The organism is Nostoc sp. FACHB-133 (assembly GCF_014698055.1).
GTDB lineage: Bacteria > Cyanobacteriota > Cyanobacteriia > Cyanobacteriales > Nostocaceae > Nostoc.
Window position 1 is genome coordinate 124,197 of the sequence record NZ_JACJSH010000010.1, and the last position, 26,513, is coordinate 150,709.

The window sequence follows — 26,513 nt, forward strand, 5'->3', positions numbered from 1 at the left end:
GTTTTAATCACTTCAAGGTACATTTGACCGACATACTGAGTATTTTAGGTATAAAACTTATATTTAAATATATTTACTCTTATAAACTTGTGATGAACATTTCTTGGATGCTACCTTCTACAAGGTGACACAGGATTTGGAGCGGTTTTTTAACCATGAAGCACAGACAAAAAGTAGCTTATAGCTTGACATCGCTGATCGGCTTCAATTTAATATCTACCTTAGTTGCATTTGATCCCGCGATGGCTACGCCAACGCCAAAGGCGAACGCTACGCCAACGTCAAAGGCGATCACTACACTACCAAGAACTCCAGATAAAAGTGTGAACTGCGAGATTTTAGTTGTGGGTGGTGGACTATCTGGTGTCGCTACAGCTTACGAAGGTTTGCTAGCAGGACGAACGGTTTGTCTGACGGAAATTACTGACTGGCTGGGAGGACAAATTTCTTCTCAAGGGACATCTGCGTTAGACGAACGCCCAACTCAACGGGCTCTCAAATTCTATTCTCGCGGCTACCTAGAATTGCGAAACCGCATTGGGCGCAAATACGGTAAACTTAACCCCGGTGATTGTTGGGTAAGTGACTCCTGCTTTCTTCCCCGCGATGCTCACGCCATTTTGGTCGATATGCTCAAAGATGCCGAAAAGCAGGGTAAAGGGAAGTTGCAATGGTTTCCCAACACGGTAATTAAGGATTTGGAAATTGCTGCTGATGGCAAAATAATTAATAGTGCGATCGCTATCCAACATCAACCACCAAAAGGCGCACCACCTCTCAATACCTTTACTTTATCTCAAAGTATTGAAGATTCTTATAGTTACGAAAACTCATCTCGATTTACTAAAACTATTCTCCGTTTTCTCCCCAAGGAAGCGAAAGGGGATGCTCCGAAGTGGTACGTCGTAGATGCCAGCGAAACTGGAGAAATTATTGCCCTTGCTGATGTTCCCTATCGATTAGGCATTGATGCCCGTTCTTACCTAGAACCTTCTGCTTCCAGCACCAATAACGACCCCTATTGCCCTCAAGGATTTACCTACACCTTTGCAATGGAGGCAACTAAGGAACCGCAACCGCAGACGATGCCCCCCTTCTATTTACAATATGCGCCATATTTTAGCTATGAATTAACGCGACTGGCTAACTTTGATTTAGTTTTCACCTATCGTCGCATTTGGAGTCCAAACAAGGGGAAACCAGCAAAATTTGGAGGTGTAAGTTTTACTGCTGCGACACCAGGGGATATCTCTATGCAAAACTGGACTTGGGGTAACGACTACCGCCCCGGAACAGCTAAGGATAACCTAGTTTACAGTCGCCAACAGTTACAAGGAACTGGGCAGTTACAACCAGGAGGGTGGATGGGAGGACTGCGGACAGAAACCCTCCGCAAAGCTGAGGAAAATGCCCTCTCATTCTATTACTGGTTAGTAGCTGGGACTACAGATTCCCAACTGGGCGAGGGTGTAAAGCAGCAGCAAACCAATAACCGCTTTGTTTCTGGGTTAAATTCCCCGATGGGAACAGTGCATGGCTTATCGAAATATCCCTATATGCGCGAAGGACGGCGCATCATTGGCCGCCCAAGTTGGGGACAACCTGGTGGCTTTGGTATTTGGGAAATTGATATTTCTCGCCGAGATTACAATGATCAGTATTACTCCAAGACTCTGCCAGAAGATATGTATCGGAGGCTACGAGCAGCAGTTGCAGGTTTGGAAGCAATATCAGTAATTGATGGTAAAGTCCCACCAGACAAAGCAATGCGACGGACTCGTTCTACCATCTTCCCCGATGCTGTGGGTATTGGTCACTATGCTATAGATTTCCATCCTTGTATGGTGAATAGTCCCCCAGAAGCCCCTGGTAACACAGAACGTCCAGGTGAAAGGCGTGGTGCTGGCCAAGCTTATCCATTCCAAATCGCTTTGAGGGCAATGATTCCCCAGAAAATTGATAATTTGCTAGTAGGAGGCAAAAGCATTGCTACTAGTCATATTGCTGCTGCTGCCTATCGAGTTCATTCCTTTGAATGGTCGTCTGGCGCGGCTGCGGGAACTGTTGCTAGCTTTGCCATCAAAAATGCGATCGCACCCTACCAACTAGTCGATAATTTGCCCAAACAAGAGCCACAACTCGAAGCTCTCAAAAGGCTTTTACAACAAAATGGCAACCCCACCGCTTTCCCTGATACATCCATTTTTAACGAAAACTGGGATAATTGGCGGTAGATAGTCATTGGTCATTTGTCATTGGTCATTTGTTAAAACAAAGGACAAATGACAATGTACTAAACTAGTTACTTGTAGTTTTGTAAAATCTTATTGACCAATTGTTATATGGTTACGAACCTTTCAGCAGATGTTTACGGGATGACCACAGCACCAACTATAACTCCTGAACGGTCTAGTCAAGTTACCCGTAAGACTTATCCAAATTACAAAGTGATTGTATTAAATGATGATTTTAATACATTCCAACATGTGGCTGAATGTTTGATGAAATATATTCCGGGAATGAGTGGCGATCGCGCGTGGGATCTGACTAATCAGGTACACTATGAAGGTCAAGCGATCGTTTGGGTCGGCCCTCAAGAACCTGCGGAACTTTATCACCAGCAGCTGCGCCGAGCAGGTTTGACAATGGCACCTCTAGAAGCAGCTTAATTATTATGGGCAAACCCACCGCAGATTCGCTCCGGGCGGCTTCACAAAAAGCTGCCAGACTGGTTTGGAATCACTCGACACACCTTTCTGGTCTGATCCCAATTTTAGAACGTCTTTGTCAGCAGGATGGCATCCAAACAGTAACGCCGGGAGTGATTGGGCGGGCAAGAGGTCATTGTCCAAAAATGCAACTCCGTGTCTCAGTACCGATTCGCGGTGGCTATAAAGTAATTGCACGGCAGGGGAAGACGGTACAAGAAGTGTTTATTTTAACTCCTTTGGAGCAGTCAGAACTGGAAACGGCATTAGCGATCGCAATGAAATCTTAATCATCTCCAATGCCCAATTCTCAATTCCCAATGTCTATTCTTCAACACGGTGGACTGCAAATTTGTGTAGTGGCAGACTAACAATACACGAAAAAGTTAAGAAATATGACAGAGCGGTAGTTATTTTCAAAGTCATAACTACAGATCCCCATTCGGGTAAAATTATTTTTTCTATGCCAAAAGCTACACAGTAAACTAGCCAATAAGTAAAGCTCATTCTAAACAGAATCACTTCTGTTTCTTCCACGTCACTTTTTTGTTGCTTACTGTCCAACAGTAATACCAGTCCAACAATGCAAGCTACAAAGGAAACAGCAACTACAAATTCGTGACAAAATATATTTAACGAATGCATTTGTGTTTATTCCCACATTTTTCAGTTAAAGATCAGTCTAAAGGAATATTCCTTGTGGAAATACAAATTATTTACAAACCTCAATAGAGGAATGTAGTTTTTGTAAACAAATGCAACAAAAATTGTTGTTTTGCGAATATAAATACTGATGCAAAACTATAGACTGTAGGGGCAACTCATGAATTGCCCCTACGTGAATAAAGCGCAGCCTTACATAGAATTGGTCTAAGAACAATTTTCTGCTAACTGTTCGCAAGCACCGATATTTACCCAGCAACTAGAACCATCTTCCCAATGTTCTTTCTTCCATATAGGTGCATTGTGTTTGAGGGTATCAATAGCATACTGGCAAGCTTCAAATGCCTCACTCCGATGAGGACAACCTACTGCTACTAAAACGCTAATTTCTCCAACTTGCAAACGTCCGGTGCGATGATGAATCACTACCCGATTTACATCAGACGTAGATAAGCGAATATCAGCAGCGATTTGATAAAATATCCGCAATGCCATAGGTTCATAAGCTTGATACTCTAGAGCAATTACAGGTTTACCACCAGTTTGATTACGAACTACGCCACTCATCAGAACCACAGCACCGTTGGCTGGATCGTCAGACTTGGCATAGATTTCTTCAAGAGACAATGGTGCAAAGCTAATGGCAAAACTATCTTCGGCTTTTGGTTTAACAGCAGAAACAAGTGTAGTCGTCATAACTGCGTTTGATTATGTGGGCTTTCTCTATTGTCTCTGAAGAAAATACCACTGGTGTATGATCTTGTTAATGCTTTAGGTAACAACAAGAATTTTTTAGCTAAGTAATTTTATTTATCCAAAATTATCAGGGTATAAATCTTCTAATATTTACTTAAATTTACCAAAACATAGCTCATCCTTCTTAAGGGATATTAGTATAATTAAAGCCATCAAGTTATATGCTTGCTTAGTTATTTAAACAGGATTCAGGGCGATTTGTATGGAAAGTGGCGAAGTTTTAATTATTCCCGAAACCTTAACTAATGAAAGATTTGCTACGAATCCTATAGTCATTGGTGCTGGACTTGTTGTGAGATTTTATGCAGGTGTACCTTTGCTAACACCAGGAGGAGAAGCGATCGGGACTCTGTGTATACTCGATCGCGTAACAATTGAAAACCCTACACGCAGTTATTAGTCAATAGTATAATCTGCATTATCTAGACGATCGCAGTCATATCTGCCTTTAATCTCTTGATTGAAAAAGCTGCCAACTGAATCAGAGGCGTGTAAATCTTCCCAGGTATCCTCATCTACGCCTAAGTACTGATAAACAGATCCACTTTGAAACTCAACTTGCAAAATTTGTTCGTCGCGATCATATCCTACAGCGATCGCCATTGATGAGCTAACTGGTAGCATAGCTATTGGTTCTTCTTCAAAGGGTAATGCAGGCGTTTGGGCGATTGCCTCGTTCAATTCTTGCAATCCTTCATAGGCTTGTATCGGTGCCGGAATTTCCAAAAACTCTAGTTCGTCACCTCGATCTAGCAACAACTGCAAATATCCATCAGAGTGAGCGATCGCTACTAAACCGCTCAAGTCTACCTTAGATAGCCTCATTAATTTTGCTCTCCTGTTGGCGCAATCGGGAGTGTTAAAGTTTTATGCAACAATTAAGTGCTTTAATAGTACAAATATACTACTAAAGCTTTTTGATGTCAAGTTTTTTGCCAAGGAAGAATTTAGTAGGGGCGCAAAGCCTTCAGCGATGTGGAAATACTCACGATTAGGCTAGGGCAAATGGGCGTGTTTGAGTCACCTTAGTGGTGGAACCAAAACCCATGTAGAGACGTAAAATTTTACGTCTCTACATGATTCATACATGTATTCAGCAACGCATCTGAATCTACCCAGACACGAATGGCACTAAGATAACGGCGAATCCATTATTTGTAAGACTTTTGAGTGTGGGAGGTGTGGGAGGTAGTGTGTTGCTCCCAAGCGATAGATGCCGCACCCATTCTCAATTCCTCCTCATTCTCCCCACACTCCCCACACCTCCCACACCCACTCCAGGCAAAGCTTTCAGCTTTTCTTAGTGCCATTCTACCCAGACACAACAGCAGAGTTTATTTCATGGAAATGGGATCTCTCTGTTTGCAAATAACGATAAAGACGATTTAGAGCGTTGATATGAGCGTAAGCTGCGGCTACCACGATATCAGTATCAGATGCTTGCCCAGAGAATATCCGCTCTTGATGCTTCAAGCGAACTGTGACAGTTCCTAGTGCATCAATTCCTCCAGTCACAGATTGGACAGAAAACTCAATTAGTTGATTGGGAATCTGCACCAATCGATTAATTACTTGATACACCGCATCCACTGGGCCAGTGCCGACACTCGCATCTGTAAGGATTTTGCCATCGGGGGTAACAATTGTAATAGTTGCAGTTGGACAAGTGCAGTCACCACAAATTACCTGAACGTGTTCGATTTGGAAGCCACTTTCTACTTGAATCTGCGTTTCATCTCGAACGATCGCTTCTAAATCCCAATCTGAGACTTCTTTTTTCTTATCAGCGACTTCTTTGAACCGATTGAAGGCTTTATTCAAATCCGCTTCGTTCAATTCAAAACCCAATTCTTTGAGCCTGGTACGAAAGGCATTCCTTCCAGAGTGTTTGCCCAAAACAATGCGATTTTCTGGCAAACCGATCGCAGCAGCTTCCATAATTTCATAAGTTTCGCGGTGCTTGATGATTCCATCTTGGTGAATACCAGACTCATGGGCGAAAGCGTTTGCTCCCACGATCGCCTTATTAGGCTGAATCAGCATCCCAGTTAATTGGGAAACCAAAGATGAGGTTTTATAAATCTCCTGAGTCTTAATATTAGTCAGGGGTGTATCGGCATCAACCGGATGACCAAAGTAAGGGTTGAAAAATGGTTTGCGAACCTGCAACGCCATCACAATCTCTTCCAATGCTGCATTACCTGCTCGTTCCCCAATGCCATTAATGGTACATTCTACTTGACGCACACCATATTCAATTGCTGCCAAAGCGTTAGCTGTCGCCAAACCCAAATCATTTTGAGTGTGAATAGAAAGAATCACCCCATCGATATTAGAAACATGTTCTCGAATTCCCTGAATCAGAGTTCCGATTTCTTTGGGTGTGCAGTAACCAACGGTATCAGGAATGTTGATTGTAGTTGCACCTGCTGCGATCGCCGCCTCCAAAACTTGATAGAGAAACTCTGGTTCTGTGCGGCTGGCATCCATTGGTGAAAATTCTACATCGTCTACAAACGACTTAGCATAGGCAATAATTTCTGATGCGATCGCTAATACTTCGCTGCGAGACTTTTTCAACTGATATTTCAGGTGAATATCAGAGGTAGAAATCATCGTGTGAATTCTGGGACGATCTGCTTCCTTCAAGGCTTCGGCGGCGGCGTGAATATCTTGGCGAATGGCTCTAGCTAAACTGCAAATAATTGGCCCACCAGGTATTCCAACTTGTTCAGCAATGGTTTTAACAGCTTGAAAATCTCCCGGACTAGCAACGGCAAAACCTGCTTCAATCACATCGACACCAAGGAGAGCTAGTTGATGAGCGATCGCTAATTTCTCTTCTACATTGAGGGTTGCGCCCGGTGACTGTTCGCCATCCCGTAGCGTGGTGTCGAAGATGATAACTCGGTCTGGTTGAGATGCGATGCTCATAAATGTCTCCCGTGGTATTGAAGGGATGTTTAAAAAACTTACTTTGGATATTGTATACAATTTCTCAGATTTTGTATACAATATCCAATATGAACTTAAATGACCTGGCAGCGAATGTGCTGCAACAACAACGCAGTACCCCAGATTTAATTGCCGATGCTTTGCGGGAAGCGATTCTGCGTGGCATTTTTCACGAAGGACAATCCCTGAGACAGGATGAAATCGCCACTCAGTTTGGCGTTAGTCGTATTCCCGTGCGTGAAGCGCTCAAGCAGCTAGAAGCAGAAGGATTGGTGACACTGCATTTAAATCGTGGTGCGATCGTATCGGTGTTGACAGCACAAGAGGCGCAAGAAATTTGTGAAATTCGCAGCGCCTTGGAAGTGAAAGCGATACAGTTGGCAATACCCAAGTTCAAAGAAACAGATATAGAAAAAGCTGCTGTGATTCTAGAAGCGACAGATCAAGCAACTGATGCAGGTATATTGGCAAAACTCAACTGGGAATTCCATGCGACGCTGTACGCCACTGCTGAACGTCCCAGGTTGCTGGGGATGATTAAAACTTTACACGTTAATTGCGATCGCTATGTTCGCGTACAATTAGCGCAGATGGATTACCAAGAGCGATCGCAAAAAGAACACTATCAACTCTTAGATGCTTGTCAAAAGCAGGATACAAAAGCTGCTGTCAGGTTGTTAAAACGACACATTGACACCGCAGGAGAACAGCTAATTGCATACTTGCAGCAAATTGCTCAGAAACGCTGATTATTAAACGATCTACCAGAACAGATTAAACGGTAAATTTACACTATCCTATCAGAGAAATAGGTAGGATCGTCCATGAAAAAATTGATCAAGCGTATTAAAAGATTGCTCCAACGTATCTTTAAAAGTTTTGCATCTACTTCTCAGCAGACATCGCCCTTAATAAATTCTCGTCCGTTAGACACTTCTATTTCTATTCCGAGCGTTTCTCCCCGATGGGAGTCTGGTTTAGTGCTTGTGTGTTCGCAATGTGCAAACGAGCGATCAGGCTCAACGGCTTGTCAAGACTTAGAGAATTGGTTAAAATCTCGTTTAAAAATTGAGGGATTATGGGGTGAATTTCGGGTGGTTAGCACCAGTTGTTTAGGAGTTTGCCCAAAAGCTGGTATTACTGTCGTTATTGTAAGTGGTGGTAATAGTCCATGTTTAATTGTAAATCCTCGGAGCGATGTCTACGACGGGCTACGCCTACGCGAACTTCTTTATTCATACATCAAACAGAATAAAAAGTAAAAAGTACTCTCTACTTTTTACTTTTTATTTTTGCCTTGTCGCTGTGAAAGATTAATGATTAAAACCAGACATTTTTGGTCTTACAAAATTAGTTGAGGAATTGCTGCTTCGGGCATTAGCATTTGAAGAATCAACTGTCGGTGAACTGAGATTCAAGAAATCGATGAGTTTGAGAGTACGTTTACGAATTTTCCAGTCCCCATTTATATTGACAACTTGATCTTCATAAGTGCCATTAGCGACATCAATGCTAGTTTCCGAGCGCTTGTGAGTCGCATGGAGATAAGAAGTCATCGTTGCTTTATTATTCTCAATTGAAATGTTGATCGTACCCATTAAGTGTTGGGTAGCTGTATAACCATTTCCTTGGAATACTGAATAGACAAAATCTGCCCAAGAATCTGTCCCATAATTTGTTTGAGTTGTCCCATCAGGAAAAATGGCCGTTAGGACTGCATCTTGAGTAAAACAATCCCGATAAATATTTTTTCCTTCTAGGAGATTTCCTCTACCAATGGCATCAGTTCCCAGGGCGTAACAGGATGTTAATTTTTGAATTTCTAATTCTGCGTTAGGTTGAGTTGCATTTGCTAGTTCAAACCTACCTCCAATAAACAGCACAAGAATAACTGCAAGCACAATCAAGCTAATCTGATTTAACAAAAACGAGATAGCCTTTGAAACTATCCGCCCACCTTCTCTTCTTTTTTCCACAGGATAACTACCTTAATTTTTACAATTTTCGCATCTTATAACTTCCTATGAACTCAATTTACGGCTGATATGTTAGCTGATAAAAACTAGACTAAAATTCTTACATATTTAGTTAGAGTTTATTTTTATATCAGTTAGTAAATGAGAAAGATAGTACAAGATTTGATGTATACAATTAGTTATTATGATAGCAGGCAACACGTAAAGTTTTAAGTGCCAAATTAGACCTACTTTATGTTGATTTCGTTAAGTAATGATGTTACCACTTGCATAGTTTCTAACAGCAAAATAACCTTTACTTTAGCAGGCTTTAAAAATAGGATGTAATGAATTATTCGTGACAAACAAAATACCAGAATTATCAAATAATTCTGGTATTATTTGCTATATCTTTGCTAATCTATCTCTATCATGAGAGATTATTATCCCAAAACTGGAATAGAAATTATAAATTCTGTTCCTTGTCCTAAGACTGATTCACAAATCAAACTTCCACTATGATTTTCTATTATAATTTGACGACTAATAGATAATCCTAATCCTGTACCTTTTCCTACGCATTTGGTTGTAAATAGATTTTCAAAGATACAAGCTTTAACTTCTTCTGACATTCCTTTAGCGTTATCTTGAATCTTAATTGTCAGATTATTATTCTCTTCTATCTTAGTTAAAATAGTAATAATATTTGGATAGCTTTCTTGAACTTCCATAAAACTACGGCCGATATTTGCTTCTTCTAAAGCATCAATTGCATTTGCAATAATATTCATAAACACCTGATTCAATTGTCCTAAATAACATTTCACTAATGGAATATTTCCATACTCCTTAATGACTTGAATTGCTGGACGGTTATGATCGGCTTTCAAACGATGCTGTAAAATCAACAAAGTACTATCAATACCTTCGTGGATATTAGCTAATACTTTAGAGGTAGTATCAGCGCGTGAAAAAGTACGGAGAGAAGTACTAATATTGCGAATGCGCTGTGTTCCTACCGTCATACCATCAATCATTTTGGGTAAATCTTCTAGTAGAAAATCTATATCTATTTCTTCGGCTTTTTCTTCAATCTCAGCACCAGGATTCGGGAACTTTTCTCGGTATAGTTGCAGATAGCCTATTAAATCATTAACAGTATCTTTTGCTTGGGCAATACTACCTGTAATAAAACCAACTGGATTGTTGATTTCATGTGCTACACCTGCAACCAAATTTCCCAAAGAAGACATTTTTTCACTTTGAATAAGTTGTAGTTGTGCCTCTTGTAAATCTTTGATTGACTGTTCTAATTCTCTAGATTTGTCTTGTTCTCTTGTGTACAAACGAGCATTTTGTATGGCAATAGCCATTTGAGAAACCAAGACTTTTAATACCTCTATTCTTTCTGTAACAAAAGCTCCTGATGATAACTGATTTTCTAAATAAATAATCCCAGTAAGCTGTGATTGGTAAATTATGGGCAAGCAAAAGATTGATTTTATTTTAGATTCTTGAATATAAATATCAAGGTTAAACGGTTCTGTAGTTATTGCATCATTCAACACAAGATATTGCTGAGTGCGAAAAACGTAATTAATCACAGAGAGCGGTAAATCCTGATAGGTTTCAACAGTAATAGAGGGTAAAACTGTCACTACATTGACGGTAGCATTTCCAGAAGCTTCGATATATAGTTGATTATCTTTAAGTAGGAGTAGTACCGCTTTTTGTGCGGCAGCATTTTCTAATAAAATTTTGATTAGCTTGCTCAACAAATTCTCTAAAACAATTTCATTGGTAATCGCTTGCGAAAACTTGATGAATGTATTAAAGTCTAAAAAATCGCTTAAGCTACTACTATTAGTAGTTGTGGTAGTGGTGAGGTGAATTGTATCTATTTTGGAAGTAGTAGTTTCTACAGTAGTAGTTTGTCCTACTAGAAAAGTATACTTTGATTCCAAGTATTTAACTTTAGCGATCGCACCCCAACGAATACAAGCATAATAAGCTTTAGTTATATAGGTTTGATGAATTAACTCTTTACCTAGAGATTGATAAAATTTTCCTGCTAACTCATAAGCTAAAGCTTCTTCTTGGAGAAAACCATTCTCTTGAGATTTGGCAATAGAATTTTCATAGTAGTCCATTGCTTCCAGCTTTTGGCCTAAAATCCGACACCGTTCTGCCTCCACAAGATAAAATCTATGTAAGTGATTTGTGGGAGCATGAGTAGCCCAGAGTTCCATTTTTTGCTGATTAGCTTGGACTTTTTCTAGAATAGCTTGCCTCTCCAACTCTGTAGCAGTATGATATATAGCCAAGTGTGCTAAAGAATCGTAGAAATAGAACAGTGGAACAACAAACAACCCTGTAACACCACCTAAAGATTTTTCTGCGATCGCAGCATTTTCTACAGCTTTAAAATACTCTCCAAATATGTAAGATAGCATTAGTTTATTAACAAATAAATGATTAATTGTATAAAGATCATTTACTTGCTGATGAATTGGCAGCATACTTTGCTCGTCGTAGGCTTCTCCAATTAAACAGTCTACATTTTCAAAACTTCCTTTCAAGTTCAGGACTGTTTGCAAATACACTGAGTTCCAAGTGAAAGCTACTTGTTGCTTGATTTTTTTCAGCGAATCACAGTAAGCTATCAGTTCTTTTTCTAGAACCCAAAGTTCCTTACCCAACCAAAATGAATGATAGGGATAAATGTAACCACAATAACCAGCATATTCTAAATCTCCAGTTTCTAGACCGCTAGCATATCCAGACATTGATGATGTTAATGTCTCCCTAACATGCTCTTTCCAGTGCATAACATGAGCGCTAACAACCGTTAGAATCTTAGCTTTGAGTTCTTCAGCATTAAATTGTGACACCAAACTAGAAGCTAATTTCCCAAATTCATAACCAGAATTAATTTCTCCTTGAACTCCACAAAGAAGTAAGCCATAAAGACTATAACCGTACCCGGATACAGCCGTATTCCCATAGTTTAAGGACAAATTGACCATTTTACAGACAATAATTGGCATCATTACAGGAGCAGTTTGAAAAGCCGCAGGGAGAACCCCCATTAAGATTTTCATGGCTGCAATCTTGTTCGGATCAGACATTAATGGTAAGTTAATCAAATCTGTAATGGCTTTCCCTTTCAAAGAAACAGCAATATCATCCATTCCCTGCTGAATATCAATTGATGTCGGTTCATCTGGAAAACTTATTCCTAACAATTTTAGGATTGATACTGCTATCTGAATGGCTTCCAGTTGTTTGCTTTGAATGATAGAAGCGATAATCTGTACTTCATAGACTTTCACTTTATCTAGAAGGATTTTGGCTTCTTGCTGCACGACCGCAGCCCATTGCTGCATCTGCTCAAAATTACCGCCTAGATAGGCTGCTTCTGCGGCTCCTTCATATAAACATAAAGTTAAGGTATATTCAGTTTGCCAAGCGTCTATACTTAAATGTTCTATACCATTTGTGAAGTACTTAAGTGCAGCTTCATAAGCTGTAGAAGCTTTAGCTTTTCGCCCTGCAATTAAGTTTAGTCGTGCCAATTCAGTTTTATCAGATTGTTCTATTAGGTTAATAATACCTACATTCAACTGATTAACTATATCAAAAATATTAGCTTCTATTTCCTCCTTTGGGGTATTTTGTAGAAGCAATTGTCCAATTTTTAAGTGAGTAGATTTCTTAAGTTCTTCTGGAATCAGCGAATATGCTGCTTGTTGTACTCTATCATGCAAGAACTTGTAACCCACTCGTGAAGTGTCTAAATTTAAATTAACCGCTTCTTCTTGATTAAAAACTAAAGGAATACGGTAAGCTTCACTTAAAGGTAGAATTAATCCCGCCTGCAAAGCTGAGTGTAAATCATTGGCTGTCAAAGAAGGTGATTTTTCATTGACTATCGATAAAACATCAAGACTAAATCTGTCACCCACACAAGCTGCTAATTTTAAAACATCTTGGGTAGATTTTGGTAGTTTCTCAACTCGACTGGCAACTAGCTCAACTACATTTTTGTCGGTAATTCCAATTGCTTGAATATCCTTTAAACTCCATTGCCATTGAGCCTTAATAAAGTCAAATCTCAAAAATTCTTCTTGATGAAGTGCCTGAATAAGTTGTGTGAGAAAAAATGGATTTCCACCTGTTTTATTAGAAATTAATTCAGCTAGTTGGATAATTTTATCGCTAAAAGTGTTGTATTCAGAATCAGGGTTAATATCTGCTTGTTGTAAAGTTTCTGCAACTAGTTGAGTCACATTCTCTAAATTTAAAGCTTGTAACACAATATTATTAACAACTGTGCCAGCATTCTTAATCTCTTCTATTTTTTGAATTAAAGGATGTGCTGCATTAACTTCATTATCCCTATATGCACCAATAAATAATAAATATTTGCTATCATTATCAGTTACAAGTAGTTGGATTAAATTCAAGGTGGCTGAGTCTGCCCATTGCAAATCATCTAAAAATATGACTAAGGGATGTTCTTTTTGGGTAAAAATTTGGATAAATTCTTTAAAAACTCGATTGAAGCGGTTTTGTGATTCTGTTGCACCAATTTGGGCAACCTCTGGCTGTGTACCAATAATTAATTCTACTTCTGGAATTACGTCAGTAATGACTTTACCATTTGTTCCCAAAGCTGATAATATTTTTTCACGCCAGGCTTCTATTTTTTCACTATTCTCTGTTAGTAAATACCGCATTAAATAAGCAAAAGCTTGAATTAAAGAAGCATAAGGTGTATTTCGTTTTAATTGGTCAAATTTACCAGAAATAAAGTAACCTTGTCTGCGAGTAATGGGTTTATTAACTTCGTTAACTAAAACTGATTTACCAATACCTGAATAACCAGAAACTAGCATCACCTCAGTAGTTCCAGATGTAACACGTTCAAATGCAGCTAGCAGTTCATTAACTTGGTTTTCACGACCATATAATTTTTGAGGAATTAATAACTGGCTTAAGACATCTAAACGACCTGGAATAAAATCAGTAATTATACCCTGAGATTTTAACTGGTTAAGACATAACTCTAAGTCTGCTAATAATCCTGTAGCACTTTGATATCTGTCCTCAGCATTTTTTGCCATCAACTTCAGCACAATTTCTGAGATGGCGTTAGGAATTGTGGGATTTAATAACTGTGGATTTATCGGTTGAACAGCAATATGACTATAAACTAGTTCTAAGGGGTCTTGACTAAAAAATGGTGTTTTCTCGGTGAGCATTTCATATAAAGTCACGCCGAGAGAATAAAAGTCAGTACGATAATCAAGAATACGATTCATTCTCCCCGTTTGTTCAGGAGACATGTAGGCAAGTGTGCCTTCAACGCAGTTAGGGTTATTAAATTGGGGATTTTCCTTATTGAGGCGGGAGGCTATACCAAAGTCAGTGAGTTTAACAATACCTGTCTGGGAGTTAACAATTATGTTGCTAGGCTTGATATCTTTATGAATAATCTGGTGTTTATGCAAATAATCTAAAGCTTTAGTCAGTTGAATAGCAATATTTAAATGGTTAATTAAGTCAAGCTTTTCTGTTTGAAGAATTTGGGCTAAAGATTTACCACCAAAGTCTTCTAACAACAGTCCTACACGATTATTAAAGGTTTCTAGACTAATAGATTTAACTATGTTGGGATGGTCTAAACCTTGCTGAATTTGATACTCATTTTTCAAGCGAGTAAAAGCTTCGAGAGTAGGATATTCATTTTTAAGCAACTTGAGGATAACTCGCTGTTGCGTTTTTGGCATTTGTGTTTGATAAATAATTGTTTGGATTCCTTCGTGGAGAGTTGAGTTGATTGGGTATCCAGTACGATTTGGCATTGATTTTTGCCTATAAACTTACAAAATTAGTACTACCCCCCGTCTTCTCGTAAAAGGGGTTCTACTTTAATTATTCCCAGTGGTAGAAAATTATTAACATTGTGATTCCGTATTCAAGGGTTATAAATTGAAACGCAATTATTCCCTTGTAACGGAAAAGCCACTCTAACTTTTACGCCAAATGCAGATTAGGACACTTCTGCAAGAATCCAGATGCCTTATTGTGGGCATCTATATTATGAGTATGTGCTGGTGTAGGTCGAATAATTCCATCAAACAGGTCATCTAATCCGTAGGGAGTGAAAAATTGCCATTGGCCTTGTGTATCTAGTCGAACTCCGACAGCAGTAGCAGTGTGCAGCCACTCTGCGATCGCATCTTCTGTACTAGTGTAGGGTCTGCTACCAAGCCGCCAACGAGCAAAACTGGCTTGATTTTTGACATCAAACTCGTCATGAGGAAATTGTTCTGTGAGAGTCGCCTTTGCTGCTAGTTCTTGAGAACGATTTCCTTCTATATCAAAGAATGCAATATCAAAATCTTTAATACCTAACCCACAGTCATTGCCAAAAATCGAAGACCAAACAGTGTTTCGGACTGCACCACCGGCTAACCACCAGTTAGGTAGATTTAGTTGAGCGATCGCAGGTAATACTATATCAATAGGTGTATCAGCTAAAATCATCTGTAGACGAGTGTTACTATTCATATCAAACTCCTGGGATTGTCAACTAGAAGATGAGAATATTATCATTCACATCTCATTAAGCTTACGGTCTTAATAGGCCTACTGTGACACTTATGGGGTCAAGCTTTATTAGAATAATTTCGGTAGTCATCGTATAAAGAACACAAGGTTAAATTGTGAATTTAGAATTTATAATTTTTATTTATGGAAGATTTATTTGCGCGGCTAGAACGCACACTCAACCCTGAACTACCTTCCTTAACAGAGTCACAACAACAACTCCTGCAAGAACTCAGTATTGATGAAAATCAACCCGGTACAATTTTGCGTGATTTTCAAACTCTGATAGATTTATTACAACCGAATGGAGTGGAAGTTAGTAGTGTTAATAATCTTCTACCACTGAAAGTACTATCAGAATTGAATTCTCTGTTAAGTCACCCAATTGAAACTAAACTCAAACGCCCTGTACAGAAATCATACCCTTACATTAATGGACTATATCTGTTATTACGCAGTTCTGGGATAGCCCAAATTAGATCCCAAGGCAAGAAACAGGTTTTAGTTTTAGACGCAGCAACTTTGCAATCATGGTCAAACCTGAATTTAACAGAACGCTATTTCAATTTATTAGAAGCGTGGTTCATTTGGGGAAATAACGAAATTTTAGGTGAACATCAAGATTCATTGGGGAATTTATTTAGATGTATTCAACTTTGGCCCCGCGTCCCAGATAAAGGTTTAAAATTTCCTAAATATGAACACCAACACGATATTAGTTATTACCCCGGTCTGCATAATGTTGCCCTGTTAGAATTATTTGGATTTTTATCTATTAAACATGGCAAGCCAACAGAAGGCAAAGGATGGCGCATTACTAGTTTACAACGCTTGCCATTTGGAGATGCTATGTTGCAACTACTATTTCCACTAGGTATACGAGGAGAATTCCAGGATGAGGTCAATGTAACTTTTGGAAAGTTGCAGTCACATTTTCAACCATTTTTTCCTGAATGGGAGCATAATTTACTTGTTCCCAAGCAAGGCTTTACTGACGGGATTTATATTTTTAAAGTGTCTATTTCTAAGGCTTGGCGACGCATTGCCATACCAGCCAAAAAACCATTAAGCTGGCTAGCAGAGACAATTCTTGATGCTTTTGACTTTGATTACGATCACCTGTACGAGTTTAGTTATAAAGACTATTTTGGTCGCATCATAAAAATCGGTCATGCCTATATGGAAACACCCTCATTTGCCGACCAAGTGCAGATCGGTGATGTGTCTCTAGAACCGGGTGGTAAAATGACCTATCTTTATGATTTTGGTGATAACTGGAAATTTGATGTGCAGTTAGAAGCAATTAATCCACCTGATAACAAAATCAAAAAACCAAAAGTTTTAGAAGTTCATGGAAATGCACCTCAACAGTATTGGAGTGAGGATGATGAATTGGATGAAGATGAAGGATGAAGAGGAATTAGAGAAGCATAGAGAATCGTGTTCAGAAGTCTTCTGTTTGTGTCTACTAAAACCCGCTTTAAGATTGAGATAGTTTTAGCTACAATAAAGCAACACAAATTTTCAGGAGATAAAACTTGTGAGTCTTCCATATACTGGAGGTTGTCAATGTGGACAGATTCGTTATGAAATTCATGCCCAACCTTTAACCCTTTACCTATGCCACTGCAAGGAGTGTCAAAAACAATCGTCTAGTGCCTTTGGTATGTCTCTTACAGTACTACGAGATGCTGTTGTAATTGTTCAGGGAAAACCGAAAGCTTGGACTCGGAAAAATGATAGCGGACGTGAAGTAAATAACCTATTCTGTGGCGACTGCGGAACGCGATTGTTTCATGAACGGACTTATAAAACCAATACTATTAATGTCAAAGCTGGAACCTTAGATAATACAAGTTGGTTACGCCCAGTAGGTAACATTTGGACATGCAGTGCCCAGTCATGGGTAATAATTTCAGATCAATTGCTCAACTATGATGGGCAACCAGAGGATACGCAGCCTTTATGGGAAAAATGGAAACAACAACATCCATAAATGCTCTTAATATTAGACATCATAGCTCCTGACACTTAAAGCATCTAACTCATAATTTTACCAAAGGAGATAATAAGAAATTTTTATTGTTAAAATGCTTTAATAAACATATTAAATTATTTAAAACAGTAATAGTAAACTCAAATTATAAGTTCAGTTTGTGTATCATAGATATTTCCACTTGTCTGCAAATCATTAATAAAGCTAACATACTATTAATATTTCACATGAAAACTTACTAGACATTTCCAATCAAGTAATTTAAGTGAAATTGGATAAGTAAGAAGATTTTGGTTCATTCTCAACACTTTTAACAGTTATTTCTAGACAAGCTTGATGAAAAACGATACACCACAAGAATTAAACCAAGATCAAGAAATTGGGCGCTTGATTGATGAGGTAATGTCTTCATCTCTGACTGATGAACAGTACCGCAAAAAAATGCAGCGACGCAAAGAAGTGCAAGACAAGCGCATAGCAGAAGCTGTACCAGAAAAAGGGTTAATTATTGTAAATACTGGTAATGGTAAAGGTAAAACCACTGCGGCTTTGGGGATGGTGTTACGATCGCTAGGTCACGGCTATAAAGTAGCTATCATCCAATTTATCAAGGGAAGCTGGGAACCTTCAGAAAAAAGGGTTTTCAGCTATTGGGAAGACCAGATAGAATTTCATGCAATGGGCGAAGGCTTCACTTGGGAAACTCAAGACCGCGATCGCGATCTTGACAAAGCTAGTGCCGCCTGGGAAAAATCATTAGAATATATTCGCAACCCAGACTTTCATCTGGTGTTGTTGGACGAAATTAACATTGCCCTCAAAATGGCTTACTTACCATTAGAGGACGTTTTATCGGGTTTGGCGCAAAAACCAGCTAACAAGCACGTTATTCTCACAGGTAGAGGCGCACCAGCAGGTTTAATTGAGCGTGCTGATCTCGTAACCGAAATGACCTTAATTAAGCACCCTTTCCGCGATCAAGGCGTGAAAGCGCAACCAGGAATTGAGTATTAACTTAACGATTATTTGCACATTTGCAACGTTCGGCGATCGCTAGGTGTGATGGAATTTAATTGATAAAAGTCTTGCAGAGCCACTGAGTAAGGATAACTGCTGAACTCATCTTCACTGACTTTAGGTAGTTTGCTGTTTGCAGCTACCTGATTTGATCGAGGAGTACTGGCTTCATTTGATGAACTATTAACCGTCATCGCCAACTCTCCTGACTTGTTGAGCGTACCTTGAAAACAATTAAATTCTGATTGGGGCATATACAATGCACCAGTTATCTTGTCCTGCTGCTTTTGAAATATGATGTAACCTTGACCAAGCTGGTTTGATTTTGGCGATTGACCATAGAGATAAACCCCATCTTTGACAGGAAAATTCACTTTTGGTAAACCTTCTGTACCTTTTGTAGCTCCCTGAGAATCTGGAACCAGCGCTGTGGTTTTAGGGAGTGTTTTTCCGCTCTGATGTACAAAAATCCCTCTCTCTCCAGCAGATGCTCTCAGCTGACTTCTCTGCTCTCTAACTTTTCTGAGCTGCGACAAAAGGGAGTTTTCGGAGGTTGTGGTTTTTTGAATCTGAGCCGATGATAATGGAGAATCCGTAACCGGTACAACTTGAGTCTGCTTGCCTATAAAGCCCAAACCGAGAAGTAAGCCTAAGCCCGCTAGGGAAATTCCCCACTGGCGGGGAGATAAGAACTGATAAAGGTTGTTAAGCACCCTACTTCTCCTGTTAAAAAATCAACTAAGTTCTTTAGAACTTACTTAAACTATAACCAAGTCTTAATTGTCAAAGACTTTGTTAACGACTTATATTACTATTGTCCAAAAAAGAAAACTGTCAAAAACCAAAGTTTTTATTTAATCTAGCCCAACAATCTTAGATTACCACCAGTTAGGGGAAGTAGAGCAGCGTAAACAATTAAAGGTTTGTAGTGTTCGCGCAGCGTCTCGTTGGCGTTCGCGGAGCGTGTCGCAGACAAGCCTCTCGTAGAGAAGAGAGGGCTTCTTGAACCCGTCAAATAGGACTAAACCCTTTACTACAAACTAATGTTAATTAACTTTACATTAATTAACATTAGTTTGAGTTGTTTTTCATCCAATAGATTCATCTCGTTGGGTGAAATTAATCAGAAATTAGATCCTTTCAATCAATATGGGTTTCGTAGTACCTTGTTTTTTACTTTTTAATAAATAAAAATACTGATAGTATTTTCTCGGATTTGTCGCCGTAGAAATACAGCCTCAGCTCAAAATATTTTTCCTGGCTATCAGCATAAAAAAATCGCCCCCTGAATTCAGGAGGCTCATCATGCTCTAGAAACGCGGGATTTCGCGTCTCCATCTTTAACTAGCAACGTATTCTTGGACATTGGCGCGACGACGACGCAGATGAGCCAAAGCTTGATGCTCTAACTGGCGGACACGTTCGCGGCTGAGATTCAATCTCTCACCCACTTTCGCCAATGACATTTCGTTACCATCTTCTAAACCAAAGCGTAGAGCTAAAACTTCTCGCTGTTGCGGGGTTAGTTCTGCTAGTAGGTTGTTCAAATCTTGGCGTAAGAATTCTTGGTTGGTGTAATACTCTGGTGATGGCCCGCTATCTTCGAGCATTTCTTGCAACTCAGTATCCTGGTTATCGCCAACTTTAACGTCCAAAGACACTGGTTGACGCGCCATATTCAGGTACTCGCGGATCTGAGCAGGTTCTAGTTCCAGTTCTTTGGCAATTTCGGCTGGAGTGGGCGATCGCCCCAAGGTTTGAGCCAACTCACGCTGTACTTTCTTGATTTTGTTCAGTTTTTCGGTAATGTGAATCGGCAACCGGATAGTACGTCCTTGTTGAGCGATCGCGCGGGTAATAGCTTGGCGAATCCACCAGTAAGCGTAAGTCGAGAACTTATAACCCCTCATTGGGTCAAATTTCTCCACACCCCGCTCTAATCCTAGTGTTCCTTCCTGAATTAAATCCAGAAATTCCATATTTCGCTTTTGGTATTTTTTTGCAATAGCAACGACCAAGCGCAAATTCGCTTCGATCATTTTTTGCTTTGCCCGCTTACCTTGAGCTACTGTTTGTTGTACTTCAGTTTCCGATTGTTGAACCACGTCAGCCCACTCTGACATATCCGGTTCGCGGTGCAGTTTCTTCGCCAAAACCTCTTTGGCATCGATGAGCGTCATCATTTGTTGAACCTGCTTCCCATATACAATCTCTTGTTCACGGGTTAGCAGTGGTACACGGCCAATTTCTCGCAGATAGGTTCGCACCATATCAGCCGTGAATCTGGTGTTGAGATTTTCCGTTTGGGTATTGACAGTAGGCATTGGTGCGTTGTCCTCTACTCCGTAAATAAAATGTATGTTTTCTTACTAAAATGGATGGATAAAAGTAGTAAATCTATCACGAAATATCAGGAGCTACTAAAAACAATTGTCAATTGATATAGACGTTTTTAAGACGTTAAGCCCCTAAGATAGGTTCCCCTACCTTCCCTAAATTTTCAATCTCTTATTAGCACAGTGGTTATTTTTGAGAATTCTTACTTTAGGTAGTTACTGAGGTAACGAGTAAATCCGAAGTCGGTATGAGTTCACTTAGTTTTATAGTACGATAAATCAGGCAGATAGTAAAGTATCTTAAGATAAAACTTTCAATTGTAATCCAAAATTGGTCGTTTGGAAAAAAATTTAGGCTTCCTTGAAATTACTGACTATATCTATAGTGACCTCAAAAACCCCTCTTCTGTTGCCAAAAAGTAGCCGGATAACCGAACTTAATTTCTTGTGAGGATGGAGGGATGTTACGAATTGGGAATTGTGCATTGGTCGCTAAGGGATTAATCTTGATGTAGATTAATCAGTGACTTCCCGTAGGACAAATGACCAATGACCAATGACCAATGACAAATAACTATTTAAAATCCCAGGTCAGCTTTGGCGAGTTCAGCAGCAGCAAATACTTCCGCGTCAGGTTTTTCTTCCCAGGCTGGCTCACCAATTTCTTCGTAAAAAGTTGCGTCGTAAGGACGGGTACGTACTACTACGGGCATGGGTACGGCATGACCCAAAATTAAAGCTTGTTGTTTAGAGTCTAACTTTGCCAGTACCGATCGCAGTCCGCTACCACCAGATACACCCGTAAAAATCGCGTCAATGTCTTTTTCGTCATTAAGCAAAGCGGTAATGCGAGTTCCAATCTGGGACATAACTTCATTATCTATGCCTGATGGACGTTGATCAACTACCAAAAGTGTGACAAAATACTTCCGCAACTCACGGGCAATAGTCCCAAAGATAGTGCTTTGTACGATAGCCGGGTCAAGAAAACGGTGTGCCTCTTCAATGGTAATCATCAACGGCGTGGGGCGATCGCAAGGGTTTTTGCTTTGCAAAAATTTATCTGCTTTTTTGACGTAATGCTCGTGGATACGTCGGGTGATCATGTTCGTCACCAACATATAAGAGAGCATATTAGACTGGGAACCAAATTCTATCACAACATTCTTCCCAGATTCCAAACATTGCACAATTTTACTAATGTAATTCTGGGGGCAAACTGCTCGCATATACTTCAGGCTGTCCATCCGCAAGAGTTTGCGCTGCAATGCCATAATCGAGCCTTTGTGTCCGCGTTTCTCGTCGCAGAACATCTCGATTTCTTCGTTAGTCATGTTCAGCAGTTGGACAATCCAAGACTTGCCAAACTCACTATATAGAATATTGGCGTTATCTAGGGCTGCGTCAGATAGTCCTAAATCTCGACTACATAACTTAATATCTTCAACTTCTATTTGCTCGTAACTCAAATAAAGTTCTTGAGCATCACGCACACCCCGGCGTTTTGTTGATTCGGGGTCAAGGGTATAAACTTCTACCTTACTTGGAAAAAGTTGCTTTAATCCCTTAACTGTATTGACGTTCTTTCCTTCTGCGACAGCTTCCCAGCCATACTCAGAGTGCATATCAAAAATCAAATTCACTGCCGCATTTTTACGGATAACGCCTGCTAAAAGTAGCCGAGTTAGAAAGGATTTACCAGTACCAGATTTCCCAAAAACCCCATTACTCCGTTCCACGAAGCGGTTTAAATCGATACAAACGGGTACATCCATATCCAAAGGTTTCCCTATGGAAAAATTGCGCCTTTGGGGGTCATCTTCCCAGCCAAACACGCGGCGAAAGTCGTCAACACTGGCTTCGTATACTTGACTAAAGTGGCTAGGAATAGTTTTAACAGGCAACAATTCCATCGTCGTGCTGGTTTGTGGCACAAAGGAAGCCAAACCGGTTACTGATGGGATAAAGGGATTTGCCGATTTGCCGTTTGTTGGGGAGAAAGATTCTTCCACTTCGGGAGTGAACATCAACATCGGCGCGAGGTTGATAGTGCCATAAGTACCACTTCCGGCTAAAACATCCCGTAAAAAAGTGTCTTCCCAACTGGGGGGATTAGCAATAATTCGGGCATTAGCAGCTCCTAATGCTACATCTGTCAGCATACAAAAAAAGCGCGATCGCATCCCTTGCACAACAAGAAACTTACCAACCCGCATATCTTCCACAGAAATGTCAGGATGCAATCGTACTTCTAAACCTTCAGTTAGAGAACCTTGAATAACCGAACCTAATGGCTGTCCCGAATTCATCTGATTTGTCATTTGTCATTTGTCATTGGTCATTGGTCATTGGTCATTTGTCACTAGTCATTAATTATTCTCCCTAATCTTCCTAATCTCCATGTCCCATGCCCAATTCCCAATGCCCCATTCCCCATGCCCAATACCCATTCCCTAATCAATCTGAATCGAAGTTGGCGCACCCCCTGCTGAAGTGGTACTGATTAATGGTTTACGGAATTGGGCGTAAATGCGATCGCGCCAGGTAAAGAATGGTTCATAATCTATATTTTCTGAAAAGATTGGCAATCCTTTTCCTCTAATAGAAGCTGGTAAATCCAAATAGGGGCCAGGGGGAAACTTGAGTAATATCGATAAGCCAGCTACTGCTAAGTCAGCTAAAGTTGGCTCATCTCCTGTTAAATAAGGACTATCTGCCAATAATAACGTTAGCGCTTCCAAGTCTTGTTTTAAAGATGCGATCGCTGACTGGATCACATCTGGACTATAACCTACCCCAAAACCCAACACTGTCAGTAAGTCAGTAGGTACTCCTCCAACCAGACTTTTAAATATATCTGGTGTTGAGGTGGGTAATAAAGACTTGCGGAAATTTTGATCTTGACTTACAGCTGCAAATAGGGCTTTCCTACCTTTGATGCCTATAGATTCATCCGCCCATTCTTCTATCAATAAAGTTAAACCCCGTTTTTTGGGATCTTGGGGTATTATGGGGCGATCGGGATACTCTAAGTCTAAATACTTAGCTATTTCCGTAGAATCCGCAATATATTTATTCCGATCCTTTAATACTGGGACTTGTTTCTGACCAGTCAGCCGGAACAGTTCTACTTGTCCAATCCCAGGCGTAACTTCTATTTTGCGGTAATCTAGTCCTTTAAAATCTAGAATTAGGCGCACTTTCTCTGAGTATTGAGATAGTTCCCATTGGTATAATTCCAGCATGTTGTATACCTAATAACTGGTCAACTTCTTAAACTTTACAATTGTATCTTTAGTTAAAGTAATTTTTCTTTACATTAGTTGCTCTTCATACTCTTTTAGAGTTGAGGCTACACCAAGTGAGGCTTTTTAACTCTCTATCAGTGTGACTGAGAAAATATACTCATTACATAAAATATGTGGTAGATATATTTCATACCGATCAGCTTGATCCGAGGTTATATATGTTACTTCACTAGCAAAAACTCTTCTGAGGAAAAATTTTACTTCCCTCTTCGGTTAGATTTTGTGCATAGCAAAATGTTATAAATCTTTATGTAATGTATGGACAAAAAGACAAACAAAATTTATGAAGACAAATAACAGCAAACTGCTGACCACGTTGGCAGGCATAGCAGGATTCACTAGTTTAAGCCTTCTCATTACTTTACCATCTGAAGCCAAAGAGGTATTAAATCCTAACCCCAGTATTTTCAACGAAGCTCCCTATAACAAGGGTCAACGCCTTCAAGTAAACGCTCAATACACACCTACTGAGGCTGCTTCCGAAACACAAAAGGGCAATACTAAGCGCAAACAAGTAGCGCAGAAAGGTAGTGTAACCAATCCCAGACCCAGTATTTTCAACGAGCCTCCTTATAACCGTGGCGGTAGCGCTACACCTATTGAACCAAAACCCCCCACGCCAGGTACTACCCCGGAAACTCAACCCGGTGAGAAACCTACTACAACTCCACCAGGCCCAGGGGCAAGTGACAATCAAGGCAAAAACCTATTAGCGTTGGCAGAGTCAAACGCTTCTTTTACAACCTTAACCAAGGCTTTGAAAGCAGCAGGGTTGACTGGAGCATTGCAAGGCAAAGATAACTTAACTATTTTTGCACCCACCGATGCCGCGTTTGCTAAGTTGCCAGCAGATGCTTTGAAAGAATTGTTAAACCCAGCCAACAAAGAAGTATTGCTCAAGATTTTAACTTACCATGTAGTACCTGGTAAGGTATTGTCCACTGATTTGAAGTCTGGTGAAGTTAAAAGCCTCGAAGGTGGCGCAATCAACGTTAAAGTTGATCCTTCTACTGGTGTAACTGTCAATGATGCTAAGGTTACACAAGCAGATATCACAGGCAGCAACGGTGTGATTCACGCAATTGATCAGGTAATTTTGCCTCCTGACTTGTAGCTTGTAGGTATTAGTACAATCAGTAACAGAATTAGGTAGAAATAAAGTATTAATACATAAAAATTCCGTTCAATGTTAATTTTGGACGGTTTTTTTGTATTGTAATAACGGTGAGCTAAATTGGCAAGCCCACCTAATGGTTTTGGTTTTGTTTTGTAATCAGCTTTTGATCCTTATCTTGCATTTCTAAAAGTTCAGGGATAGTAACAAAGCTATAGCCCTGTTTCCGAAAGTTGGCAATAATTTCTGGTAAAGCTTGTACAGTTTTAGAGCGATTACCACCACCATCATGCATCAACACAATTCCACCTGGCTTGGCTCTTCTGAACACATTATTAATTAACTTTGGTACAGCAGGACGTGAGTAGTCTACAGAGTCAGATGACCAGAGGATGATGGCATATTTGCTATTTTTAGCGTAATCAGCCACTCCATTGTGCATAATTCCCCCTGGTGGTCGAAATAGATTTGTTTTAATCCCTGTTACTTGATAAATCTGGTCTGCTGTGTGGTCAATTTCATAAGCGGCTGCTTGTGGATTCAAAAACTGATACCAATGATGCCAGGTATGATTACCAATTACGTGACCCTCAGCAATTTCTCGCTTCAGTAAGCCTGGATAATTTTTCACATTCTGCCCAATGACAAAAAATGTCCCTTTGATTTGATTTTCTTTGAGAATATCTAGTACCTGGGCGGTGCTTTCAGGCCATGGCCCATCATCAAAGGTGAGAGCAATTACTTTCTGTTGGGGAGCAAGTTTTGCCGCACTAACTATTGCTCCTTGAAAGCTTAGTGGCACAGTATATGAAAGGCCCTTTATTTGTGCTTGTTGTTGCCAAATTTTAAGCATCGTTGCTTTTAATTCTTCAATCTGCTGTTGGGCTCCAACTTTGGCTGGTAGGTTGTTTACATTTATATTTTCTGTACTTTGGGCCTCAGATGATCTTGACTTGATAAATATGATCGTGGTGGTACTCAAGACAAGCAATGCTATTAATATTTTTTGCACACTAAAAAATGACTTATTGTCCTCCACTTCATAGCTCCTTCAAGGCTAGAACCATTTTTTCACAATACTTCTCGCAGT

The 26,513-nt window shown here is 39.8% G+C and carries 22 protein-coding genes; 10 read left to right on the plus strand and 12 right to left on the minus strand.

Translation table 11 applies throughout. The features are described 5' to 3' along the window. Window positions 1–155: 155 nt before the first annotated feature. The 3 genes from H6G86_RS11025 to H6G86_RS11035 all read left to right on the plus strand — a co-directional run bounded on the left by H6G86_RS11025 (window position 156) and on the right by H6G86_RS11035 (window position 2,998). Window positions 156–2,234, plus strand: a complete 2,079-nt coding sequence (locus H6G86_RS11025; RefSeq protein WP_190934340.1) for an FAD-dependent oxidoreductase — start codon at window positions 156–158, stop codon at window positions 2,232–2,234. A gap of 108 nt (window positions 2,235–2,342) precedes the next feature. Beyond that, the gene (gene clpS / locus H6G86_RS11030; protein WP_114081844.1) at window positions 2,343–2,669 is read left to right on the plus strand and encodes an ATP-dependent Clp protease adapter ClpS; all 327 of its coding nucleotides are present in this window, start codon (window positions 2,343–2,345) and stop codon (window positions 2,667–2,669) included. Window positions 2,670–2,674: 5 nt separating this feature from the next. After that, window positions 2,675–2,998, plus strand: a complete 324-nt coding sequence (locus tag H6G86_RS11035) for a DUF2103 domain-containing protein (protein ID WP_185585786.1) — start codon at window positions 2,675–2,677, stop codon at window positions 2,996–2,998. Window positions 2,999–3,032: 34 nt separating this feature from the next. Here H6G86_RS11035 and H6G86_RS11040 read toward each other — a convergent pair whose 3' ends face one another. Continuing rightward, window positions 3,033–3,353: a hypothetical protein gene (locus tag H6G86_RS11040; protein ID WP_163927526.1), complete on the minus strand. Its 321-nt coding sequence runs from the start codon at window positions 3,351–3,353 to the stop codon at window positions 3,033–3,035. Window positions 3,354–3,578: 225 nt separating this feature from the next. Then, window positions 3,579–4,067, minus strand: a complete 489-nt coding sequence (locus tag H6G86_RS11045; RefSeq protein WP_190934341.1) for a molybdenum cofactor biosynthesis protein MoaE — start codon at window positions 4,065–4,067, stop codon at window positions 3,579–3,581. A 262-nt stretch (window positions 4,068–4,329) separates the two neighbouring features. Here H6G86_RS11045 and H6G86_RS11050 point away from each other — a divergent pair, with 262 nt between their 5' ends. Further along, entirely contained in the window at window positions 4,330–4,527 is a 198-nt protein-coding gene (locus tag H6G86_RS11050) for a GAF domain-containing protein (protein WP_190934342.1), read from the plus strand. Here H6G86_RS11050 and H6G86_RS11055 read toward each other — a convergent pair. Continuing rightward, window positions 4,524–4,952 (minus strand): KTSC domain-containing protein, encoded by a 429-nt coding sequence (locus H6G86_RS11055; protein WP_163927529.1) that lies wholly within the window; start codon window positions 4,950–4,952, stop codon window positions 4,524–4,526. The two genes, H6G86_RS11050 and H6G86_RS11055, sit on opposite strands and share 4 nt — an antisense overlap. A 486-nt stretch (window positions 4,953–5,438) precedes the next feature. Then, a complete protein-coding gene (locus H6G86_RS11060) occupies window positions 5,439–7,061 on the minus strand; it encodes a 2-isopropylmalate synthase (protein WP_190934343.1) in 1,623 nt (540 codons plus the stop codon). Window positions 7,062–7,150: 89 nt separating this feature from the next. Here H6G86_RS11060 and H6G86_RS11065 point away from each other — a divergent pair, with 89 nt between their 5' ends. Together H6G86_RS11065 and H6G86_RS11070 are read left to right on the plus strand one after the other, a co-directional pair. Next, window positions 7,151–7,831: a GntR family transcriptional regulator gene (locus tag H6G86_RS11065; protein ID WP_190934344.1), complete on the plus strand. Its 681-nt coding sequence runs from the start codon at window positions 7,151–7,153 to the stop codon at window positions 7,829–7,831. A gap of 75 nt (window positions 7,832–7,906) precedes the next feature. Then, a complete protein-coding gene (locus H6G86_RS11070) occupies window positions 7,907–8,344 on the plus strand; it encodes a (2Fe-2S) ferredoxin domain-containing protein (RefSeq protein WP_190934345.1) in 438 nt (145 codons plus the stop codon). A gap of 51 nt (window positions 8,345–8,395) precedes the next feature. On the opposite strand, the gene H6G86_RS11075 is transcribed toward H6G86_RS11070, so the two are convergent. From H6G86_RS11075 to H6G86_RS11085, 3 genes are all read right to left on the minus strand, one after another. Continuing rightward, a complete protein-coding gene (locus H6G86_RS11075) occupies window positions 8,396–9,058 on the minus strand; it encodes a nuclear transport factor 2 family protein (RefSeq protein ID WP_190934346.1) in 663 nt (220 codons plus the stop codon). 422 nt (window positions 9,059–9,480) lie between these two features. Then, window positions 9,481–14,904 carry a trifunctional serine/threonine-protein kinase/ATP-binding protein/sensor histidine kinase gene (locus H6G86_RS11080; RefSeq protein WP_190934347.1) on the minus strand — a complete coding sequence of 1,808 codons (5,424 nt, stop codon included), beginning with the start codon at window positions 14,902–14,904 and terminating at the stop codon, window positions 9,481–9,483. A gap of 172 nt (window positions 14,905–15,076) precedes the next feature. After that, window positions 15,077–15,613, minus strand: coding sequence for a nucleotidyltransferase family protein (locus H6G86_RS11085; RefSeq protein WP_190934348.1), 537 nt, complete (start codon window positions 15,611–15,613; stop codon window positions 15,077–15,079). Between the two features lie 183 nt (window positions 15,614–15,796). Here H6G86_RS11085 and H6G86_RS11090 point away from each other — a divergent pair, with 183 nt between their 5' ends. From H6G86_RS11090 to cobO, 3 genes are all read left to right on the plus strand, one after another. Continuing rightward, the gene (locus H6G86_RS11090) at window positions 15,797–17,065 is read left to right on the plus strand and encodes a plasmid pRiA4b ORF-3 family protein (RefSeq protein WP_190934349.1); all 1,269 of its coding nucleotides are present in this window, start codon (window positions 15,797–15,799) and stop codon (window positions 17,063–17,065) included. Between the two features lie 127 nt (window positions 17,066–17,192). Next, a complete protein-coding gene (locus H6G86_RS11095) occupies window positions 17,193–17,648 on the plus strand; it encodes a GFA family protein (RefSeq protein ID WP_190934350.1) in 456 nt (151 codons plus the stop codon). Window positions 17,649–17,984: 336 nt separating this feature from the next. Continuing rightward, the gene (gene cobO / locus H6G86_RS11100) at window positions 17,985–18,662 is read left to right on the plus strand and encodes a cob(I)yrinic acid a,c-diamide adenosyltransferase (RefSeq protein WP_114081831.1); all 678 of its coding nucleotides are present in this window, start codon (window positions 17,985–17,987) and stop codon (window positions 18,660–18,662) included. An 8-nt stretch (window positions 18,663–18,670) separates the two neighbouring features. On the opposite strand, the gene H6G86_RS11105 is transcribed toward cobO, so the two are convergent. The 4 genes from H6G86_RS11105 to H6G86_RS11120 all read right to left on the minus strand — a co-directional run bounded on the left by H6G86_RS11105 (window position 18,671) and on the right by H6G86_RS11120 (window position 24,246). Beyond that, entirely contained in the window at window positions 18,671–19,378 is a 708-nt protein-coding gene (locus H6G86_RS11105; protein ID WP_190934351.1) for a hypothetical protein, read from the minus strand. A gap of 627 nt (window positions 19,379–20,005) precedes the next feature. After that, window positions 20,006–20,989 (minus strand): RNA polymerase sigma factor, RpoD/SigA family, encoded by a 984-nt coding sequence (locus H6G86_RS11110; protein WP_012410436.1) that lies wholly within the window; start codon window positions 20,987–20,989, stop codon window positions 20,006–20,008. A gap of 590 nt (window positions 20,990–21,579) precedes the next feature. Then, a complete protein-coding gene (locus tag H6G86_RS11115) occupies window positions 21,580–23,310 on the minus strand; it encodes a helicase HerA domain-containing protein (RefSeq protein ID WP_190934389.1) in 1,731 nt (576 codons plus the stop codon). Between the two features lie 144 nt (window positions 23,311–23,454). Further along, on the minus strand, window positions 23,455–24,246 hold the full coding sequence (locus tag H6G86_RS11120; RefSeq protein ID WP_163927539.1) for a glutathione S-transferase family protein: 792 nt from the start codon (window positions 24,244–24,246) through the stop codon (window positions 23,455–23,457). Window positions 24,247–24,592: 346 nt separating this feature from the next. Here H6G86_RS11120 and H6G86_RS11125 point away from each other — a divergent pair, with 346 nt between their 5' ends. Beyond that, on the plus strand, window positions 24,593–25,423 hold the full coding sequence (locus H6G86_RS11125; protein ID WP_190934352.1) for a fasciclin domain-containing protein: 831 nt from the start codon (window positions 24,593–24,595) through the stop codon (window positions 25,421–25,423). Window positions 25,424–25,556: 133 nt separating this feature from the next. On the opposite strand, the gene H6G86_RS11130 is transcribed toward H6G86_RS11125, so the two are convergent. After that, window positions 25,557–26,462 (minus strand): polysaccharide deacetylase family protein, encoded by a 906-nt coding sequence (locus tag H6G86_RS11130; protein WP_190934353.1) that lies wholly within the window; start codon window positions 26,460–26,462, stop codon window positions 25,557–25,559. Between the last annotated feature and the right edge of the window lie 51 nt (window positions 26,463–26,513).